This window comes from Streptomyces sp. NPDC090119, from assembly GCF_044747085.1.
Classification (GTDB): domain Bacteria; phylum Actinomycetota; class Actinomycetes; order Streptomycetales; family Streptomycetaceae; genus Streptomyces.
On the sequence record NZ_JBIVDK010000001.1, the window covers coordinates 1,208,895 to 1,224,638 of the forward strand.

Here is a 15,744-nt window from a genome sequence, read left to right on the forward strand (position 1 = left end):
GATCAGAACGCCCGGTGGTACGGCTGCGGGACGTACGGCTCGGCGTCGAGTTCGCGGGCGGCGTGGAGCGCGAAGTAGGGGTCGCGGAGCAGCTCACGGCCGAGCAGGACGGCGTCGGCCTGACCGTCGGCGACGATCTTCTCGGCCTGGCGCGCCTCCGTGATGAGCCCCACCGCGGCGACCGGCAGCCCGGTCTCCCGGCGTACCCGCTCGGCGAAGGGCACCTGGTAACCGGGGCCGGTCTCGATGCGGGCGCGGGGCGCGATGCCGCCCGTGGAGACGTCGATCAGGTCGACGCCCCGGCGGCCGAGGTCGGCCGCGAGCCGGACCGTGTCGTCCGCGGTCCAGCCCGTACGGTCGTCGCTCTCGTCCTCGGTGAGCCAGTCGGTGGCCGAGACCCGGAAGAACAGGGGGAGTTCATCGGGCCACACCGCGCGGACCGCCTCCGCGACCCGCAGCGCGAACCGGGCACGCCCCTCGTAGGAGCCGCCGTAGGCGTCGGTGCGGTGGTTGGAGTACGGGGAGAGGAACTGGTGGACGAGGTAGCCGTGGGCCCCGTGGATCTCGGCGACCTCGAAGCCCGCGGCGAGCGCGCGCCGGGCGGTGGCGGCGAACTCCTCGACGATCGCGTCGATCTCGGCGGTGGTCAGCTCGGCGGGGGTGGAGAACCCGTCGTCGAAGGGGAGCGCGCTGGCCGAGACGGGCTGCCAGCCGTGGCCGTCACCGGGGGCGATCGGGGCGCCCCGGTCCACCCAGGTCCGCTCGGTGGACGCCTTGCGTCCGGCGTGCGCGATCTGGATGCCGGGGACGGTGCCCTGGGACTTGAGGAAGCGGGTGATGCGCGCGAACGCGGCCTGCTGGGTGTCGTTCCACAGACCCAGGTCGTACGGGCTGATCCGGCCCTCCGGGCTGACGGCGGTGGCCTCGGTGAGGATCAGGCCGGTGCCACCCGCCGCGCGTGCCGCGAGGTGCTGGAAGTGCCAGTCGTTCGGCGCGCCGGTCTCCGGGCCCTCGGGCGCGGCGGAGTACTGGCACATCGGCGCCATCCACAGGCGGTTCCGCACGGTCAGCGAGCGGAGGGACAGCGGTTCGAACAGGACGCTCACGCGGGGCTCCCGGGGGTCGTGGGTCGGCATGGCGGCCCACCGTGGCGGCGGCGGACCGACCCGGATAACAACATGCAGGGGCCATGGATTCCCTGGTGCTGCTTCCCTCGGTCCGCCGATGCGCGGGAACGCGCGCCGCTCGGGACACGCGCCGCTCAGGACGCCTAACGCTCAGAACGCGTACCGCACCCGCAGCCAGGGCGCGTGCGCCGCGACCAGCTCCGTCACCCGCTGTACGCCCTCCCGTTTGACGTCGTTGCGGTACCGCACGTTCAGCGCGCCGTTCTCCGAGCGCTTGGCCTGCTGGATCTCCGGGCGCCACAGCACGTCCTCGGCGCGCGGGTGCCAGCGCAGGTTGACGTCGTGGAGCTGGCGGTTGTGCGTCAGCATGATGACCTCGGCCGCCGCCTGCGCCTTCACTCGCGCGGGCAGTACGTCGTCGAGGTGGCGCAGCAGCTCCGCCCAGTCCTCCTCCCAGCCGGGGCGCAGCACGACGGGGGAGAGGTTGAAGTGCACCTCGTAGCCCGCGTCCAGGAAGTCCCCGGCGGCGGCGATCCGCTCGGCCACCGGGCTGGTCCGCACGTCCAGCAGCCGGGAGTCGCCGGGCGGCATCAGCGAGAAGCGGATGCGGGTCGAGCCGCGTGGGTCCAGGGCGAGCAGGTCCCGGTTGACGTACTTGGTGGCGAAGGAGGCCATCGCGGTGGGCCAGCGCCGGAAGGCCGCGATGAGGTCGGCGGTGTTGTCGCTGATCAGCGCGTCCACCGAGCAGTCCCCGTTCTCCCCGGTGTCGTACACCCAGCGCTCCTCGTCGCACTGGGTGGGCTCCTGCTTGGGGCCGAGGGAGGTGATGTGCTTCTCCAGGGCGCCGATGACGTCCCCGATGTTGGTGAAGACGGTGATCGGGTTGGCGTACCCCTTGCGGCGCGGGACGTAGCAGTACGCGCAGGACATGGCGCAGCCGTTGGAGGCGCCGGGGGCGATCCAGTCCGCCGAGCGTCCGTTGGGCCGTACGGTCAGTGACTTGCGCACGCCGAGGACGAGCGTCTGCCGCTTGACCCGCACCCAGCGGTCGGCGTTGCCCTCGTTGCCGTGCAGGTGGGGGATGTTCCAGTGCGAGCCGACCTCCCGTACGCGCGCTTTGGGGAAGCGGGCGATGACCTGGCGGCCGCGCGGGGAGAGGGCGGCTGCGGGCTCGGCGTAGATCTCCCGCACGTCCAGCAGCCGGGACACCTGGTCGGAGGTGTCGTCGTCCGGCTCCGGTTCCTCGGTGGGGTCCTCGGCGCCCAGCAGTTCGGTCAGCCCGAAGAGGGCGTCGGGGTCGCCGGATGCGGGGGAGGTCGGGGACACGGTGGCTCCTGCGGTACGGGGTGTGCGGGGGTGAGGAGTGGCGGCCCGGTCCTCTCCCGGCGTCCCACCCCGGTGGGGCTGCCCGCGGGGGTGCGTCAGCAGTCGGGGGTGGTGCCGAGGGAGTCGTCGCGCTGGGTGGTCTGGGCGACGCGGGTCAGGAGGCGGCGGAGCTGGCCCGCGTCGTGCTCGTCGAGGTCGGCCAGGAGGCGGGCCTCGGCGGTGGAGAGCTCGCGGCGGCTGCGCTCCAGCTCCGCCCGGCCCTCCTCGGTTATGAGGACCTGCCGGGCGCGCCGGTCACGGGGGTCGGGGCGACGGGTGATCAGCCCGCGCTTCTCCAGATCGTCCAGCAGATAGGTCATCACCGTGCGGTCCAGGCTGACCTGCTGGGCCAGGGCGAGCTGGGACGGCGGCTCGCCCGTCGCCAGGGCGACCAGCACCAGGTAGCCGCGCGGGCCTCCGGGCAGGTCGGCGACCGAGCTGGTGGCGATCCGACGGAACGCCGAGGAGACCTGGCGGATGGCCCAGCCCAGGTCGGTCTCGAGGCTCGAGTCGTCGGTGGCGGCGATGTCTGAAGCGGTCACCGGACCAATGTAGCGCAGATTCCTGCGGATGCACAGATAGTCTTGCGGACAGAACATCTGTGGTGCATAGTTTTTGTGAGGCCCCGGCGACGGGACCCGAGACCGACCGACCGATGCCCGCATGCGCAGAGCAGGAATGAGAAGCGCGCCATGATGAACGACACCAACGACCTGCACGACAGCAACGACCTGCACGGCAGCACCGCACTGGTCACCGGCGCCACCTCCGGCATCGGCCGCGCCGTGGCGGAGAGCCTTGCGGCCCGTGGTGCGAAGGTGATCCTGCACGGCCGGAACCGCGCCCGAGGCGAAGCGCTGGCGCGGGACATAGGAGCCGCGCGCTTCATCGCGGCGGACCTCACCGACGCCGAGGAGGTCCTCCGCCTGGCGGCCGAGGCGGGCGAGGTGGACATCCTCGTCAACAGCGCGGGGGTCTACGACTTCGCGCCCACCGCGGCGACCGACGCCGCCGCGTTCGACCGCCATGTCGCGGTGAACACCCGTGCCCCCTTCCTCCTGGTCGGCGCGCTCGCTCCCGCGATGGCCCAGCGCGGCCACGGCTCGATCGTCACGATCGGCTCCAGCGCCGCCCGCCTGCCCGCCCCCGTCGGCGCCGCCTACGGCGCCTCCAAGGCCGGCGTCGAGATCCTCACCCGCTACTGGGCCACCGAATACGGCCCCCATGGAGTCCGCGTCAACACCGTCTCCCCAGGACCCGTCCGCACCGAGGGCGTCACCGCGATGTTCGGCGACCGCACCGCCGTCCTGGACCAGGTCAACGCCCGCGGCCGGGCGGGCGAGCCGAGCGAGATCGCCGCGATAGTCGGCTTCCTGGTGAGCCCGGCGAGCAGTTACATGAACGGGGCGATCCTGTACGCGGACGGAGGGGAACTCAGCACGCTGCCGGGCTGACCGGTCGGCTCTCAGGTGGTCGAGAGAAGCGCGGCGATGATGCCGTCCCTGGTCCGCGAGGCCAGACGGTTGCTGGTGACCAGCGTGAGAGGGATGGAGGGGAGAGGCGGCAGGGAGTCGATCGTCAGCAGACCGGGCTCGCTCAACCGGGCGTGCGGCAGAGCCGTGATACCCCCGGTGGCCTTCACGGCGGAAAGGAGACTGACCAAGTCGGCGCATTCCCGGACCACCGATCCGCCCGCCGCCGCTTCGGACGCCAGGATGTGGTCCCGGACGGTGCAGGGGGCGGTGAAGGTGACCAGCGCGCCCGTGTCCGGAGCGCGGTCCGACGGGCCGACCCAGGTGAGGGGCAGGTCGGTGATGTGCCGGGTGCCGTGACCGAGGTCCCCGATGCCCAGCGCCACGTCCGCCGAGTGGTCGTGCACGAACTCGCGCACGCGAGCACTGCGGTGGAACCGGAAACGCACGGGCCGGTCCGGGTGGTCGCGCGAGAGGACACGCGCGACCGCGCGCAGCAGCGCCTCGGTCGCGTGCTCGGTGGACACGACCAGCAACTCCCCGCTCGTGCGGCCCAGCAGCCGGTGCAGCGCGTCGTCGTGCTCACCGAGCAGCCGGTACGCCTCCCGCAGCACGTCCTCGCCCCGGGAGGTGAAGGCGATGTTCCGGCCCTGCCGGGTCACGACGGGGAAGCCCAGTTCCGCCTCCAGGCGGCGCAGATGACCGCTGACCCCCGCCTGTGACAGATGCAGGACCTCGGCGGCCCTGCGGACCCCGCCGAAGGAAGCCACGCTGACCAGGCTGCGCAGACAGGTGATGTCGAGGGTCGCCATGCCTCATTGTCACCGGTGGACGACGTACGAAGGGAGGATCGTTCACGAATCACGATCGGTCACGCACCCCGGCCGGTGCCGGTGCTGAGGTCGAAGCATGTTCCAGCGACTTCTCCCAGCCCTGACCGTCCTGCTGTACGCCTTCGGCTATCCCCTGGGTGCGCTCACCCTCGGCCATGTCACGCCGTTCCTCCTCATCCTGCTGCGCTTCCTGCTCAGTGCCGTGCTGATGTGGACCGTCGTGGCCGTGCGGCGGACTCCGCTGCCGCGCGGACGTCTGCTCGCCTGGACGGTCACCGGCGGGCTGCTGGTGCAGGGGGTGCAGTTCCTCGGTCTCTACTGGGGCATGGCGCACGGGGTGGGGCCGGGCGTCGCGGCGCTGGTGATCGCGATGAACCCCGTCACCACCGCGGTCCTCGCCCGGCTGGTACTCGGGCGGCGAGAGAACTTCTGGGGACTCGTCGCGCTCGCCCTCGGCACGGTGGGCGTCATCGCGGCCTGCCTCCCACGGCTACTGGCCGACCCGTCCGTCGGACCGGGACTGATCACCGTCCTCATCGCGCTCGGCGGACTGTCCGGTGGTTCCCTCCTCCAGGAGCGGAAGCTGCGGACGGTCGACCCCTTCGTGTTCACCGCGATCGGCGTCACCGTCTCCATACTCCCGGCCGCCGCGCTCGCCCTGACCACCCCGCAGCACCTCACCGACCCCCTGCCCGCCGTCGCCCTGCTCCTGCTGCTCGTCCTGGCCAGCGCGGTGGGCATGGTCTGCTACGCGGCCTGCGTACGGAGCAGGGGAGCGCGCGGGGCGTCGATCCTGTTCGCCCTCATCCCGGCGGCCGCCGTGGTCGCTGCCTGGGGTCTGCAGGGCGCGCCGCTCGACCTGACCACGGCCGTCGGCCTCACCTGCGGCGCACTCGCCTGTGCCGCCCAGAGCCGGTCGGCGCGGCCCGCGTCCGGCACACCGGAGCGGAGCGGGCGCGGGCGCGGTGGCCGGGGGCCCACCGTGGCGGAACGAGTCGGCTGAGAAGCGAGACGGGTCGCCGCGGCTCCGGGCCCGTCCGCCACCCGGGTCGAGTTGCTGGCCCCCGTCGATGCGAGAAAGTGAGGAGGAACGTCCGGGAAGGGAGCGTGGGGTGGCGAGCGATCCCATCGACGATTCCGCGGTGCTGAACGCGCTGTTCGGCAACTCTCCCCAAGGGCTGTTCGTCTTCGACTCCGAGCGGAAGGTCACCCGCTACAACCCGTCCGGCCGAGGGGTGCGGAAGCTGGCCGCCGAGGATGTCGTCGGGCACGACATCGAGGAGTTCGCGCCCGGTCTGGAGTCGGCCGAGCTGAGGTCCCTGATGGACGAGGTGCTGGCCAGTGGCAAGCCGGTGCGGGGGATGCTGATCCGGGGCCGGTCCCCGTCGGACCCGGACCGGACAATGGCGGTGGAGGTGTCCCTCTTCCCGTTGCCCGACACGGGCAACGGGTCTCCCGGCCTGGTGGGCGTGGTCGAGGACGTGACCGACCGGCAGGCCGCGGCGGACCGGCTCGCCGTCCTCAGCAAGGTGCACAGGACCGTCGGTTCCACACTGGACGTGCGGACCACGGCCGACGAACTGGTGCGGGCCCTGGTTCCCACATTCGCCGACGGGGCGAGCGTCGACCTGCTGGACGACGGCCCCGCTTCCGGCCCCCTGACGTCGGGGGTTCCGCTGCGCCGGATCTCCTTCGTCCCGTCGGACACCGTGACCGTCAGGAAGGAGGGGGACAGCCGTCCCTTCCCCTTCCCCACCCCGTACACCCAGGTGCTCAACGACACCGAGGCCCGGATCGTCCCGGTGACGCCGGACGCGCCGTGGCTGGCCACCGACCCGGACATGTTCGAGCCGCTGCTCAGGGCGAACGTGCACTCCATGATCGTCGTACCGCTCACCGTGCGGAACACCGTGCTCGGCCTGCTCACCCTGTACCGGCACCGCACCGACCCCTTCGAGGAGGCCGACCTCGACGTGGCCCGGCAGGCGGCCGCCACCACCGCCGCCCACCTGGACAACGCGCGCAGCTACCGCCGTGAGCACACCGTGGCCTCCACCCTGCAGCGCAAGCTCCAGCCCAGCACCACTCCGCGCCTCTCGGCGGTGGAGACCGCCCACATGTATCTGCCGGAGAGCGCGGGCGGCGACTGGTACGACGTCATCCCCCTGTCCGGGACGCGTGTCGCACTCGTCGTCGGCGATGTCGCCGGGCACGGCATAGAGGCGGCGGCCACCATGGGACAGCTCCGTATCGCCCTGCGCACCCTCGCCCTCCAGGACCTGGAGACCGACGAGCTGCTGACCCACCTGGACGAGGTCGCCGCCCAGCTCGCCGAACCCTCGGACGCCTATGTGGCGACCTGCGCGGTCACCGTCTACAACCCCGTCTCCCGGCGCTGCGCCATGGTGCGGGCGGGACATCCGGCGCCGGTGATCGTCGACCCCAACGGCTCGCCCGTCCCCGTGGACGTACCGCTCGGACCGCCGCTGGGCGCCGGAGGCGGGCGGGTCTTCACCCCGGCCCTGATCGACCTGCCCGCCGGGACCCTGCTCGCCCACTACACCAACGGCCTCCTCGGCACCCACGGCCACGACCCGGCCGCCGCCCGGCGCAGGCTCGCACAGACCCTCGGCTCGCCCGCGCGGCCACTGCGGGAACTGTGCGACGACGCCGTGTACCGCATGGCGCCCTCCCGCGACGACGACGCCGTACTGCTGCTCGCCCGCACCCACATCCTGGCCAAGGAGAACGTCGCCGACTGGACGCTGCCCGCCGAGCCGTCCGTGGTGAGCACGGCACGGCGGCTCGTGGACCAGCAGCTCGCCGTCTGGCACCTGGAGCGGGCGGCGTACACCACCGGGCTCATCGTCAGCGAACTCGTCACCAACGCCATCCGCTACGGCACCGGGCCCATCCAGCTGCGCCTCATCCACGACAGCGGACGGCTCCTGACCGAGGTCACCGACGACAACAGCACCAGCCCCCACCTGCGCCACGCCCGCGAGAGCGACGAGGGCGGGCGCGGCCTGTACATCGTCATGCGCCTCAGCACCCATTGGGGCGTCCGGCACAGCCACCAGGACAAGACGATCTGGTCCGAGCAGCAACTGGGCGCGGAGGCCGCCCCCGAGGCGTTCGACGTGGCGGAGGTGGAGGAACTCCCCTGAACCACGGGCACCGTCAGGCCGCCCGGCGGACGTACGCCGTCCAGGTCACGCCCGCGCACACCACGTACGCGGCGACGAACGCGACGTACGCCCCGTCGCCGTTCCCCACCGCGAGGAACGACTCGCGGAAGGCGATGTTGACCAGCACCCCGCCGAAGGCGCCGACCGCGCCCGCGAAGCCGATGAGCGCCGAGGTGCGGGACTCGGCGTCCGGGGTGGTGCGGCACAGGGTCGGGATCATCTTGTACGTCGAGCCGTTGCCCAGGCCGCTGAGGACGAACAGGGCGGTGAACGCCGTCACGAACAGGGGGAGCGAGTGGGCCCGGGAGGCGGCCAGCGCCAGCAGGGCGCCGCCCGCCATCGCCACGAAGGCCGCCAGACTCACCCGTGCCCCGCCGAAACGGTCGGCGAGGCGGCCGCCCACCGGACGCACCAGGGAACCGAGCAGCGGGCCGAGGAAGGTCAGGTACGCGGCGCTGACCGGAGTGGCGAACCGGTCCGCGAACTGCACCTGGAGCACCTGCCCGAAGGCGAACGAGAAGCCGATGAACGAGCCGAAGCTGCCCACGTACAGGAGCGAGATCAGCCAGGTGTGCCGCCACCTAAGCAGGACGCCCAGCCGGCCGGGCGGCCGGGGCAGGCGCAGGTCGTCCATGCGGAGGAACGCGCACACCGCGGCGGCGACGACGAGGGGCACGTAGAGAAGCACCAGCAGTCGGGGATGACCGGCGCCGACCGTGGCGAGGACCGCGAGCCCGGCCAACTGCACCGCCGGGACACCGAGGTTGCCCCCACCGGCGTTGACGCCGAGGGCCCAGCCCTTGAGGGCCTGCGGGTAGTACGCGTTGATGTTCGCCATGGAGGAGGCGAAGTTGCCGCCGCCTACCCCCGCGAGGCAGGCCGTGAGCAGCAGGGTGCCGTACGAGGCGCCGGGTTGCAGTACGACGGCGGTCGCCACCGTGGGGACGAGCAGGAGCAGCGCGCTGACCACCGTCCAGGTGCGCCCGCCGAAGACGCCCACGGCGCGGGCATACGGCACGCGCAGCAGCGCGCCGAGCGCGGTCGGCAGGGCGGTGAGGAGGAACTTGCCCGCCGGGTCGACGCCGTACTCGGGGCCGAGGAAGAGGACGAGGACGGACCAAAGGCTCCAGACCGAGAAGCCGACGTGTTCGGCGACGACGGACCACAGCAGGTTGCGGCGGGCGATTTTGGCGCCGCCCGCCTGCCAGAACGCGGGGTCCTCGGGGCGCCAGTCGGTGAGTTCGCGGCGTCGGCCGGGGAGCAGCCTGCGCAGGGCGGGCGCGGTCTCCCGGAGGTCGGGGGAGCTGGTGGGGTGGGTCACGGGCATGCGGGGCCGCCTTCGGGGTCAGTGGTGCGCACCTGCCACACGGGCAGCCGGGCGGGCGTGCCGTCGGGCGCGGTGGGCTCGTCGAGACAGGTGCCGGTGCCGAGGTCGAAGACCTGCTTGTACATGGGGGACGAGACGATCCGCGTGGCCCCGCGACTGCCGAGCAGACCACGGGACATGACGTGGGCGCCGCTGAACGGATCGCGGTTGCCCACCGCGTGGAGGTGTCCGTCCCGGCCGCGGAAGAGGGCGACCTGATCGTCGCCGAGGAGGACGGCCACGCCCCGGCCGGGGACGAGATCGGCGTACCGCAGGACGGGGACCCAGCGGGCACCGTGCCAGACCTCGACCAGGACGTCCGTCATCGGCCGGCCTCCTGGGCGGAGACGAGGACGAGGTCCCGCAGCGGGCGCCCCGGTTCGCCGGGCCGGGCGGGGCGTATCTGGTCGCGTTCGGCGACGAAGGTGACCGTGGGGTCGGGCACGTCCGGGGCGTTGGCGAAGGAGGTGAAGCGGCGTAGCCGGTCGGGGTCGTCCAGGACGGCGGCCCACTCGTCCGTGTAGCCGGAGACGTGGCGGGCCATCTGGGCGTCCAGGTCGGCCGCGATGCCCAGCGAGTCGTCCAGCACCACGGCCCGCAGATGGTCCAGGCCGCCCTCCAGCCGTTCCAGCCAGGGCGCGGTGCGTTCCAGGCGGTCGGCGGTGCGGATGTAGAACATGAGGAACCGGTCGATGGTGCGGACGAGTGTCGCCTTGTCCAGGTCGGTGGCGAGCAGGTCCGCGTGGCGCGGGGCGGTGCCGCCGTTGCCGCCGACGTAGAGGTTCCAGCCGGTGGAGGTGGCGATGATCCCGAAGTCCTTGGACTGGGCCTCCGCGCACTCGCGGGCACAGCCGGAGACGGCGGACTTCAGCTTGTGCGGAGCACGCAACCCCCGGTATCGCAGCTCCAGTTCGATGGCGAGCGAGGTGGAGTCCTGCACGCCGTAGCGGCACCAGGTCTGCCCGACACAGGACTTCACGGTGCGCAGCGACTTGCCGTAGGCGTGGCCGGACTCGAAACCGGCGTCGACCAGGCGGCGCCAGACGGCCGGGAGCTGGTCGACGCGGGCGCCGAACAGATCGATCCGCTGGCCGCCCGTGATCTTGGTGTAAAGGCCGAAGTCGCGGGCCACCTCACCGATGACGATGAGCTTCTCCGGGGTGATCTCGCCGCCCGGCACCCGCGGCACGACCGAATAGGAGCCGTTGCGCTGGATGTTGGCGAGATGGTGGTCGTTGGTGTCCTGGAGGGCGGCCTGTTCGCCGTCCAGGACATGGCCGTTGCCCAGGCTCGCCAGGATCGAGGCGACCACCGGCTTGCAGACCTCGCAGCCCTCGCCGGTGCCGTGGTGGTCCAGGAGCGTGCTGAAGTCGGTGATTCCCCTGACCCGGACGATCTCGTACAGCTCGGCGCGGGTATGCGTGAAGTGCTCGCACAGATCGCGGGACAACTCAGCGCCAGAGGAAGCGAGTTCATCCCGTACCACGGTGGTGAGCGCCTTCAGGCAGCTGCCGCAGCCGGTACCGGCCCGGGTGCACTTCTTGACCTCGGCGACATCGGTGAGCCCCTGCTCCCGCACGGCGGTCCGGACGGCGCCCCCGGTGACGTGGTGGCAGGAGCAGAGCACCGCGTCGTCCGGCAACTCCGGTGTGACGGAGCCACCTTGGGTGGCGGGCAGCACCAGCTGTTCCGGTGGCACGGTGAGCGGTTTCCCGGCGAGCGCGAGGGGCCGCAGCAGGCCGTACGCCTCGGTGTCGCCCACCAGGACGCCGCCGAGCAGGGTGTCGTCGGCGCCGATGACGAGCTTCTTGTAGACGCCGGAGCGGCTGTCGGTGAAGGTGACGTCCAGGGAGCCGTCGGCGGTGCCGTGCGGGTCACCGAAACTGGCCACGTCCACGCCCAGCAGCTTCAGCTTGGTGGAGAGGTCGGCGCCGATGAACTCGCCGTGCCCGCCACACAGTCGGCGGGCGGCCGTCTCGGCCATCGCGTAGCCGGGCGCGACCAGGCCGTACACCCGGCCGTCGGCCGCCTGGGCGCACTCGCCGATCGCCCAGACACGCGGGTCGGCGGTGCGGCAGGAGGCGTCGACGGTGATGCCGCCGCGCTCGCCCACCGGCAGGCCGCAGTCACGGGCCAGCTGGTCGCGGGCCCGGACACCGGCCGAGAACACCACCAGTTCGGCAGGGAGTTCGGTGCCGTCGGACAGCCGGGCCGCGCGGACCCGGCCGTCGGCGCCCGCGTCGACGGCGGAGGTACCGGCGCCGGTGTGCACGTGCACACCCAGCTCCTCGATCTTGCGGCGCAGCACCGCGCCGCCGCCCTCGTCGACCTGGAGCGCCATCAGCCTCGGGGCGAACTCCACCACGTGTGTCTCCAGCCCGAGGGCGCGCAGGGCACCGGCCGCCTCCAGCCCGAGCAGCCCGCCGCCGACGACGACCCCGGTACGGGCCCGCCCGGCGTCCTCGCGGATCGCGCCGACGTCGTCGAGGGTGCGGTACACATGGCAGCCGGGGGTGTCGTGGCCGGGCACGGGCGGCACGAACGGGTACGAGCCGGTGGCCAGCACCAGCGCGTCGTAGCGCAGGACGCGGCCGGAGGCGCTGGTGACGGTGCGGGCGGCCCGGTCGACGGCGGTCGCGGGGTCCCCCAGGTGCAGGGTGATGCCGTGCCGGTCCATGAACCCGTCGGGCACCAGGCTCAGTTCCTCGGCGGTGGTGCCGGAGAACCAGCTGGTCAGATGGACGCGGTCGTAGGCGGGCCGGGGCTCCTCGGCGAGGACGGTGACGTGCCAGGCGGCGGCGCCGGGCTGCTCGTACAGCGCCTCCAGGAAGCGCTGGCCGACCATGCCGTGGCCGATGAGCACCAGCTCCCTCGGGGGCCGGGGGGTGGGGTCGGTCATGGGCGTGACTCCTCGCGGACTCGGGCGGACGGCGGGACGGTGAGCAGGGACAGGGGGTCCGGGCCGACGGGCCGGCCGGAGAGACAGGCGCGGGTGAGGGTGCCCGCGGTGGCGAGGTCGCCGACGAGGACGGCGCCGACGATCCGGTCGCGGCGCAGCACGAGCTTTTTGTACGCGCCGCGCGTGGCGTCCCCGATGCGCAGCACGTCGGCGCCCTCCTCGGCGGCATCGCCGCACGCGCCGAACGCGGCGTACCCCACCGGGCCGGCGGTGAGCCGGGTCATCGGCCGGGAACCGGTGTAGCGGGCCTCGGGGTCGGCGCCGGAGAGGCGGGCCGCGAGCACGTCGGCCTGCTCCCAGGCGGTCGTGGCGAGGGCGTACGGCGCGGCGCGGTGTTCGGCGCAGTCCCCGAGGGCGTAGGTGTGCGGGGCGCAGGCCAGAGTGTCGTCGACGAGGACGCCACGCCGTACGGGCAGTCCGGCGGCGCGGGCGAGGCCGGTGCGGGGGCGCACCCCGCAGGTGAGGACCACGAGGTCGGCGTCGAGGCGGTGTCCGCTCGTCAGGGTGACGGCGGAGCCGCCGTCCAGGGTCGGGGCGTGCTCGCCGAGGTGGACCGTGACGCCGAGACCGGCCAGCGTGGTGCGCAGGGCGGCACCGGCCAGGCTGTCGAGCTGCCGTTCCACCAGGTGCGGGCCCCGGTGGACGAGGTCCACCGGCAGACCCCGCGCGGCGAGGGCCCAGGCGGTGCCGACGCCGAGCACGCCGCCGCCGATCACCACGGCACGGGTGGCGGTGTCCGCGTGGCGCGACAGGCTGGTGCAGTCGGCGAGGGAGCGCAGCGTGTGCACGCCCCTATCGCCCTCCGCGTGCTTCCCGTTCGCCAGGCCGGGCAGCGGCGGCAGCACCGGCTCGGCGCCCGTGGCGAGGACCAGGTCGTCGTACGTCTCGCGGCTGCCGTCGGCGAGGGTGAGGGCGCGGCCCCGGATGTCGACGGCGACCACCTCGGTCCCGGTGCGGACCTGCGCGTCCCCGGTGGGCAGGGCGAGGGCGTCGGCCCGGAAGCGCCCGGCGAGGGCATCGGCCAACAGGGCGCGGTTGTAAGGGGCGTGGGGTTCGGCGCCGTAGAGGGTCGTCTCCGTGGGCCCGGCGTGGGCACCGAGCTGCTGGGCGAGGCGCGCGGCGGCCATCCCGGCGCCGACCACGGCGATCCGGCGGGACGTCACGCGCTGACCGCCACCGGCGTGACGGGTCCGCCGACCCGGGGGAGGACGGCCTTCTCGACCCGCACCGCGCACACCTTGAACTCCGGCATCCGCGACACGGGATCGAGCGCCGGGTTGGTCAGCAGGTTGGCGCGTCCCTCGCCGGGCCAGTGGAACGGCATGAAGACCGTGTCGGACCGGATGGCCGGGGTGAGCCGGGCCGGAGCGGTGACGGTGCCCCGGCGGCTGGTGACGGTGAGCAGGTCCCCGTCCCGCGCGCCCAGACCGGTGGCGAGATCGGGGTGCAGCTCGACGTACGGTCCCGGCGCGGCGGCCGCGAGTTCCGGTACCCGGCGGGTCTGGGCGCCGCTCTGGTAGTGGGTGACGGTGCGCCCGGTGGTCAGGTACAGCGGATACGCGTCGTCGGGTTCCTCGGCGGCGGGCCGGTGCGAGGGCGCGGCGAAGCGGGCCCGGCCGTCGGGGTGGGCGAAGCGGTCGAGGAAGAGACGCGGGGTGCCGGGGTGGCCCGGAGCCGGACACGGCCAGAAGACGCCGTCCTCGGCCGTGATGCGGTCGTAGGTGATGCCGGAGTAGTCGGCGGGCGCCCCGGCGGTGGCCCGGCGCAGTTCGGCGAAGACCTCCTCGGGGGCGTCGGGGAACCCCGTCGTGTGACCGAGGCGTCGGGCGAGACCGTGCAGCACGGCCAGGTCGCCGCGGACGCCGGGCGGCGGGGTGACGGCTGCCCGGCGCAGCAGGACCCGGCCCTCCAGGTTGGTGAGGGTGCCGGTCTCCTCGGCCCACTGGGTCACCGGCAGCACGACATCCGCCAGCAGCGCCGTCTCGGACAGCACCACGTCACACACCGCGAGGTGGTCCAGCGCGGCCAGCCGCCGGGTGACGCGGGCGGCGTCCGGGGCGGAGACGACCGGGTTGGACCCCATGACGAGCAGCGAGCGGACCCCGCCGGGGCGGCCGAGGGAGTCCAGCAGTTCGTACGCCGACGGCCCCGAGCGCGGCAGGGAGTCCGGGTCGACGCCCCAGACGGCGGCGACCCGCGCCCGCGCCTCAGGGTCCTCCAGCGAGCGGTAGCCGGGGAGTTGGTCAGCCTTCTGCCCGTGTTCGCGGCCGCCCTGCCCGTTGCCCTGCCCGGTGAGGCAGCCGTAGCCGCTCAGCGGCCGCCCCGCCCGGCCGGTGGCCAGACACAGGTCGATCCAGGCGCCGACGGTCGCCGTGCCCTTGCTCTGTTGCTCAGGACCGCGCGCGGTGAGCACCATGGAGTGCGGGGTGCGCGTGAACAGGGCCACGGCTTGCCGCAGTTGGGGCACGGGAACGCCGGTCAGCGCCTCCACCCGCTCCGGCCAGTGGGCCATGGCGGCGGCACGGGCGTCGGCCCAGCCGGTGGTGCGGGCCGCGATGAACTCCTCGTCCACATGGCCTTCGGCGAGGGCGAGATGGAGCAGCCCGAGCGCCAGGGCCAGGTCGGTGCCGGGGAGGGGCTGGAGGTGGAGGTCGGCCAGTTCGGCGGTCCGGGTCCGGCGCGGGTCGACGACCACCAAGGAGCCGCCGTTCTCCCGCAGTTCGCGTAGGTATCGCACGGCGGGCGGCATCGTCTCGGCCGGGTTGGCGCCGACCAGGATCACGCAGCCGGTGCGGGCCACGTCACCGAGCGGGAAGGGCAGACCCCGGTCGAGACCGAACGCGGCGCGCGAGGCGGCTGCCGCGGACGACATGCAGAAACGGCCGTTGTAGTCGATCGACCGGGTACGCAGCGCCACCCGGGCGAACTTGCCGAGCAGGTAAGCCTTTTCGTTGGTGAGCCCACCCCCGCCGAACACCCCGTTCGCGTCCGGCCCGTGGGCGTCGGCGGTGGCGAGCAGCGCCGTGGCGACCCGGTCCAGCGCCTCCGCCCACGACGCCTCCCGCAGTCCGTCCGCGTCGCGCACCAGCGGCGCGGTCAGCCGGACACCGGGCGCCAGCAGCGCGGCCGAGGTCTGCCCCTTCCCGCACAACGCGCCCCGGTTCACCGGGAAGTCGTCGCGCCCGGAGACCTCGGGCACCCCTCCGGCGGGGGTCGGACGGAGCCGCATGCCGCACTGGAGGGAGCAGTACGGGCAGTGAGTGTCGGTCATGGCGACGAGGCTGGCCCGCCCCCGTTTCCGTCCGCGCACCGCCGCGTTGCCCATGCGGAACGGGACGCGCACAGCCCCGCCGGAGCGGTGTGCGGGAGAGGACATCTTCCGTAACACGCAGGCCCATTGAGGTAACCACGACGTGACCGGCGGGCAACGGCCG

The 15,744-nt window shown here is 73.2% G+C and carries 12 protein-coding genes; 3 read left to right on the plus strand and 9 right to left on the minus strand.

All coding sequences use genetic code 11. The annotated features are described in order from the left end of the window. Positions 1-2: 2 nt before the first annotated feature. The 3 genes from ACIPPM_RS05525 to ACIPPM_RS05535 form a co-directional block, all read right to left on the minus strand. Positions 3-1,106 carry an NADH:flavin oxidoreductase/NADH oxidase gene (locus ACIPPM_RS05525; protein WP_401443300.1) on the minus strand — a complete coding sequence of 368 codons (1,104 nt, stop codon included), beginning with the start codon at positions 1,104-1,106 and terminating at the stop codon, positions 3-5. A gap of 171 nt (positions 1,107-1,277) precedes the next feature. Then, positions 1,278-2,453, minus strand: a complete 1,176-nt coding sequence (locus ACIPPM_RS05530; protein WP_401443302.1) for a spore photoproduct lyase family protein — start codon at positions 2,451-2,453, stop codon at positions 1,278-1,280. A 95-nt stretch (positions 2,454-2,548) separates the two neighbouring features. Then, on the minus strand, positions 2,549-3,034 hold the full coding sequence (locus tag ACIPPM_RS05535; RefSeq protein ID WP_401443305.1) for a MarR family winged helix-turn-helix transcriptional regulator: 486 nt from the start codon (positions 3,032-3,034) through the stop codon (positions 2,549-2,551). A 150-nt stretch (positions 3,035-3,184) separates the two neighbouring features. On the opposite strand from ACIPPM_RS05535, the gene ACIPPM_RS05540 reads away from it, so the two are divergent. Next, the gene (locus ACIPPM_RS05540) at positions 3,185-3,946 is read left to right on the plus strand and encodes an SDR family NAD(P)-dependent oxidoreductase (RefSeq protein ID WP_401443308.1); all 762 of its coding nucleotides are present in this window, start codon (positions 3,185-3,187) and stop codon (positions 3,944-3,946) included. 11 nt (positions 3,947-3,957) lie between these two features. Here the strand turns inward: ACIPPM_RS05540 and ACIPPM_RS05545 are convergent, their stop codons facing one another. After that, positions 3,958-4,776 carry a LysR family transcriptional regulator gene (locus ACIPPM_RS05545; protein ID WP_401443311.1) on the minus strand — a complete coding sequence of 273 codons (819 nt, stop codon included), beginning with the start codon at positions 4,774-4,776 and terminating at the stop codon, positions 3,958-3,960. A gap of 97 nt (positions 4,777-4,873) precedes the next feature. Here ACIPPM_RS05545 and ACIPPM_RS05550 point away from each other — a divergent pair, with 97 nt between their 5' ends. Together ACIPPM_RS05550 and ACIPPM_RS05555 are read left to right on the plus strand one after the other, a co-directional pair. Next, positions 4,874-5,800 (plus strand): DMT family transporter, encoded by a 927-nt coding sequence (locus ACIPPM_RS05550; RefSeq protein ID WP_401443314.1) that lies wholly within the window; start codon positions 4,874-4,876, stop codon positions 5,798-5,800. Between the two features lie 109 nt (positions 5,801-5,909). Next, positions 5,910-7,964: a SpoIIE family protein phosphatase gene (locus tag ACIPPM_RS05555; RefSeq protein ID WP_401443316.1), complete on the plus strand. Its 2,055-nt coding sequence runs from the start codon at positions 5,910-5,912 to the stop codon at positions 7,962-7,964. Positions 7,965-7,977: 13 nt separating this feature from the next. Here ACIPPM_RS05555 and ACIPPM_RS05560 read toward each other — a convergent pair whose 3' ends face one another. Genes ACIPPM_RS05560 through ACIPPM_RS05580 form a run of 5 tightly spaced genes read right to left on the minus strand, consistent with a single transcriptional unit; the run spans position 7,978 to position 15,581 of the window. Then, the gene (locus ACIPPM_RS05560; RefSeq protein WP_401443318.1) at positions 7,978-9,312 is read right to left on the minus strand and encodes an MFS transporter; all 1,335 of its coding nucleotides are present in this window, start codon (positions 9,310-9,312) and stop codon (positions 7,978-7,980) included. Further along, a complete protein-coding gene (locus ACIPPM_RS05565; protein WP_401443320.1) occupies positions 9,303-9,677 on the minus strand; it encodes a nitrite reductase (NAD(P)H) small subunit in 375 nt (124 codons plus the stop codon). Before ACIPPM_RS05565 ends, ACIPPM_RS05560 begins: the two co-directional genes overlap by 10 nt. After that, positions 9,674-12,250 carry a nitrite reductase large subunit NirB gene (gene nirB / locus ACIPPM_RS05570; protein WP_401443322.1) on the minus strand — a complete coding sequence of 859 codons (2,577 nt, stop codon included), beginning with the start codon at positions 12,248-12,250 and terminating at the stop codon, positions 9,674-9,676. The genes ACIPPM_RS05565 and nirB overlap by 4 nt, the downstream gene beginning before the upstream one ends. After that, positions 12,247-13,473, minus strand: coding sequence for an NAD(P)/FAD-dependent oxidoreductase (locus ACIPPM_RS05575; protein ID WP_401443325.1), 1,227 nt, complete (start codon positions 13,471-13,473; stop codon positions 12,247-12,249). Before ACIPPM_RS05575 ends, nirB begins: the two co-directional genes overlap by 4 nt. After that, positions 13,470-15,581, minus strand: a complete 2,112-nt coding sequence (locus tag ACIPPM_RS05580; RefSeq protein ID WP_401443327.1) for a molybdopterin oxidoreductase family protein — start codon at positions 15,579-15,581, stop codon at positions 13,470-13,472. The genes ACIPPM_RS05575 and ACIPPM_RS05580 overlap by 4 nt, the downstream gene beginning before the upstream one ends. Positions 15,582-15,744: the final 163 nt, after the last annotated feature.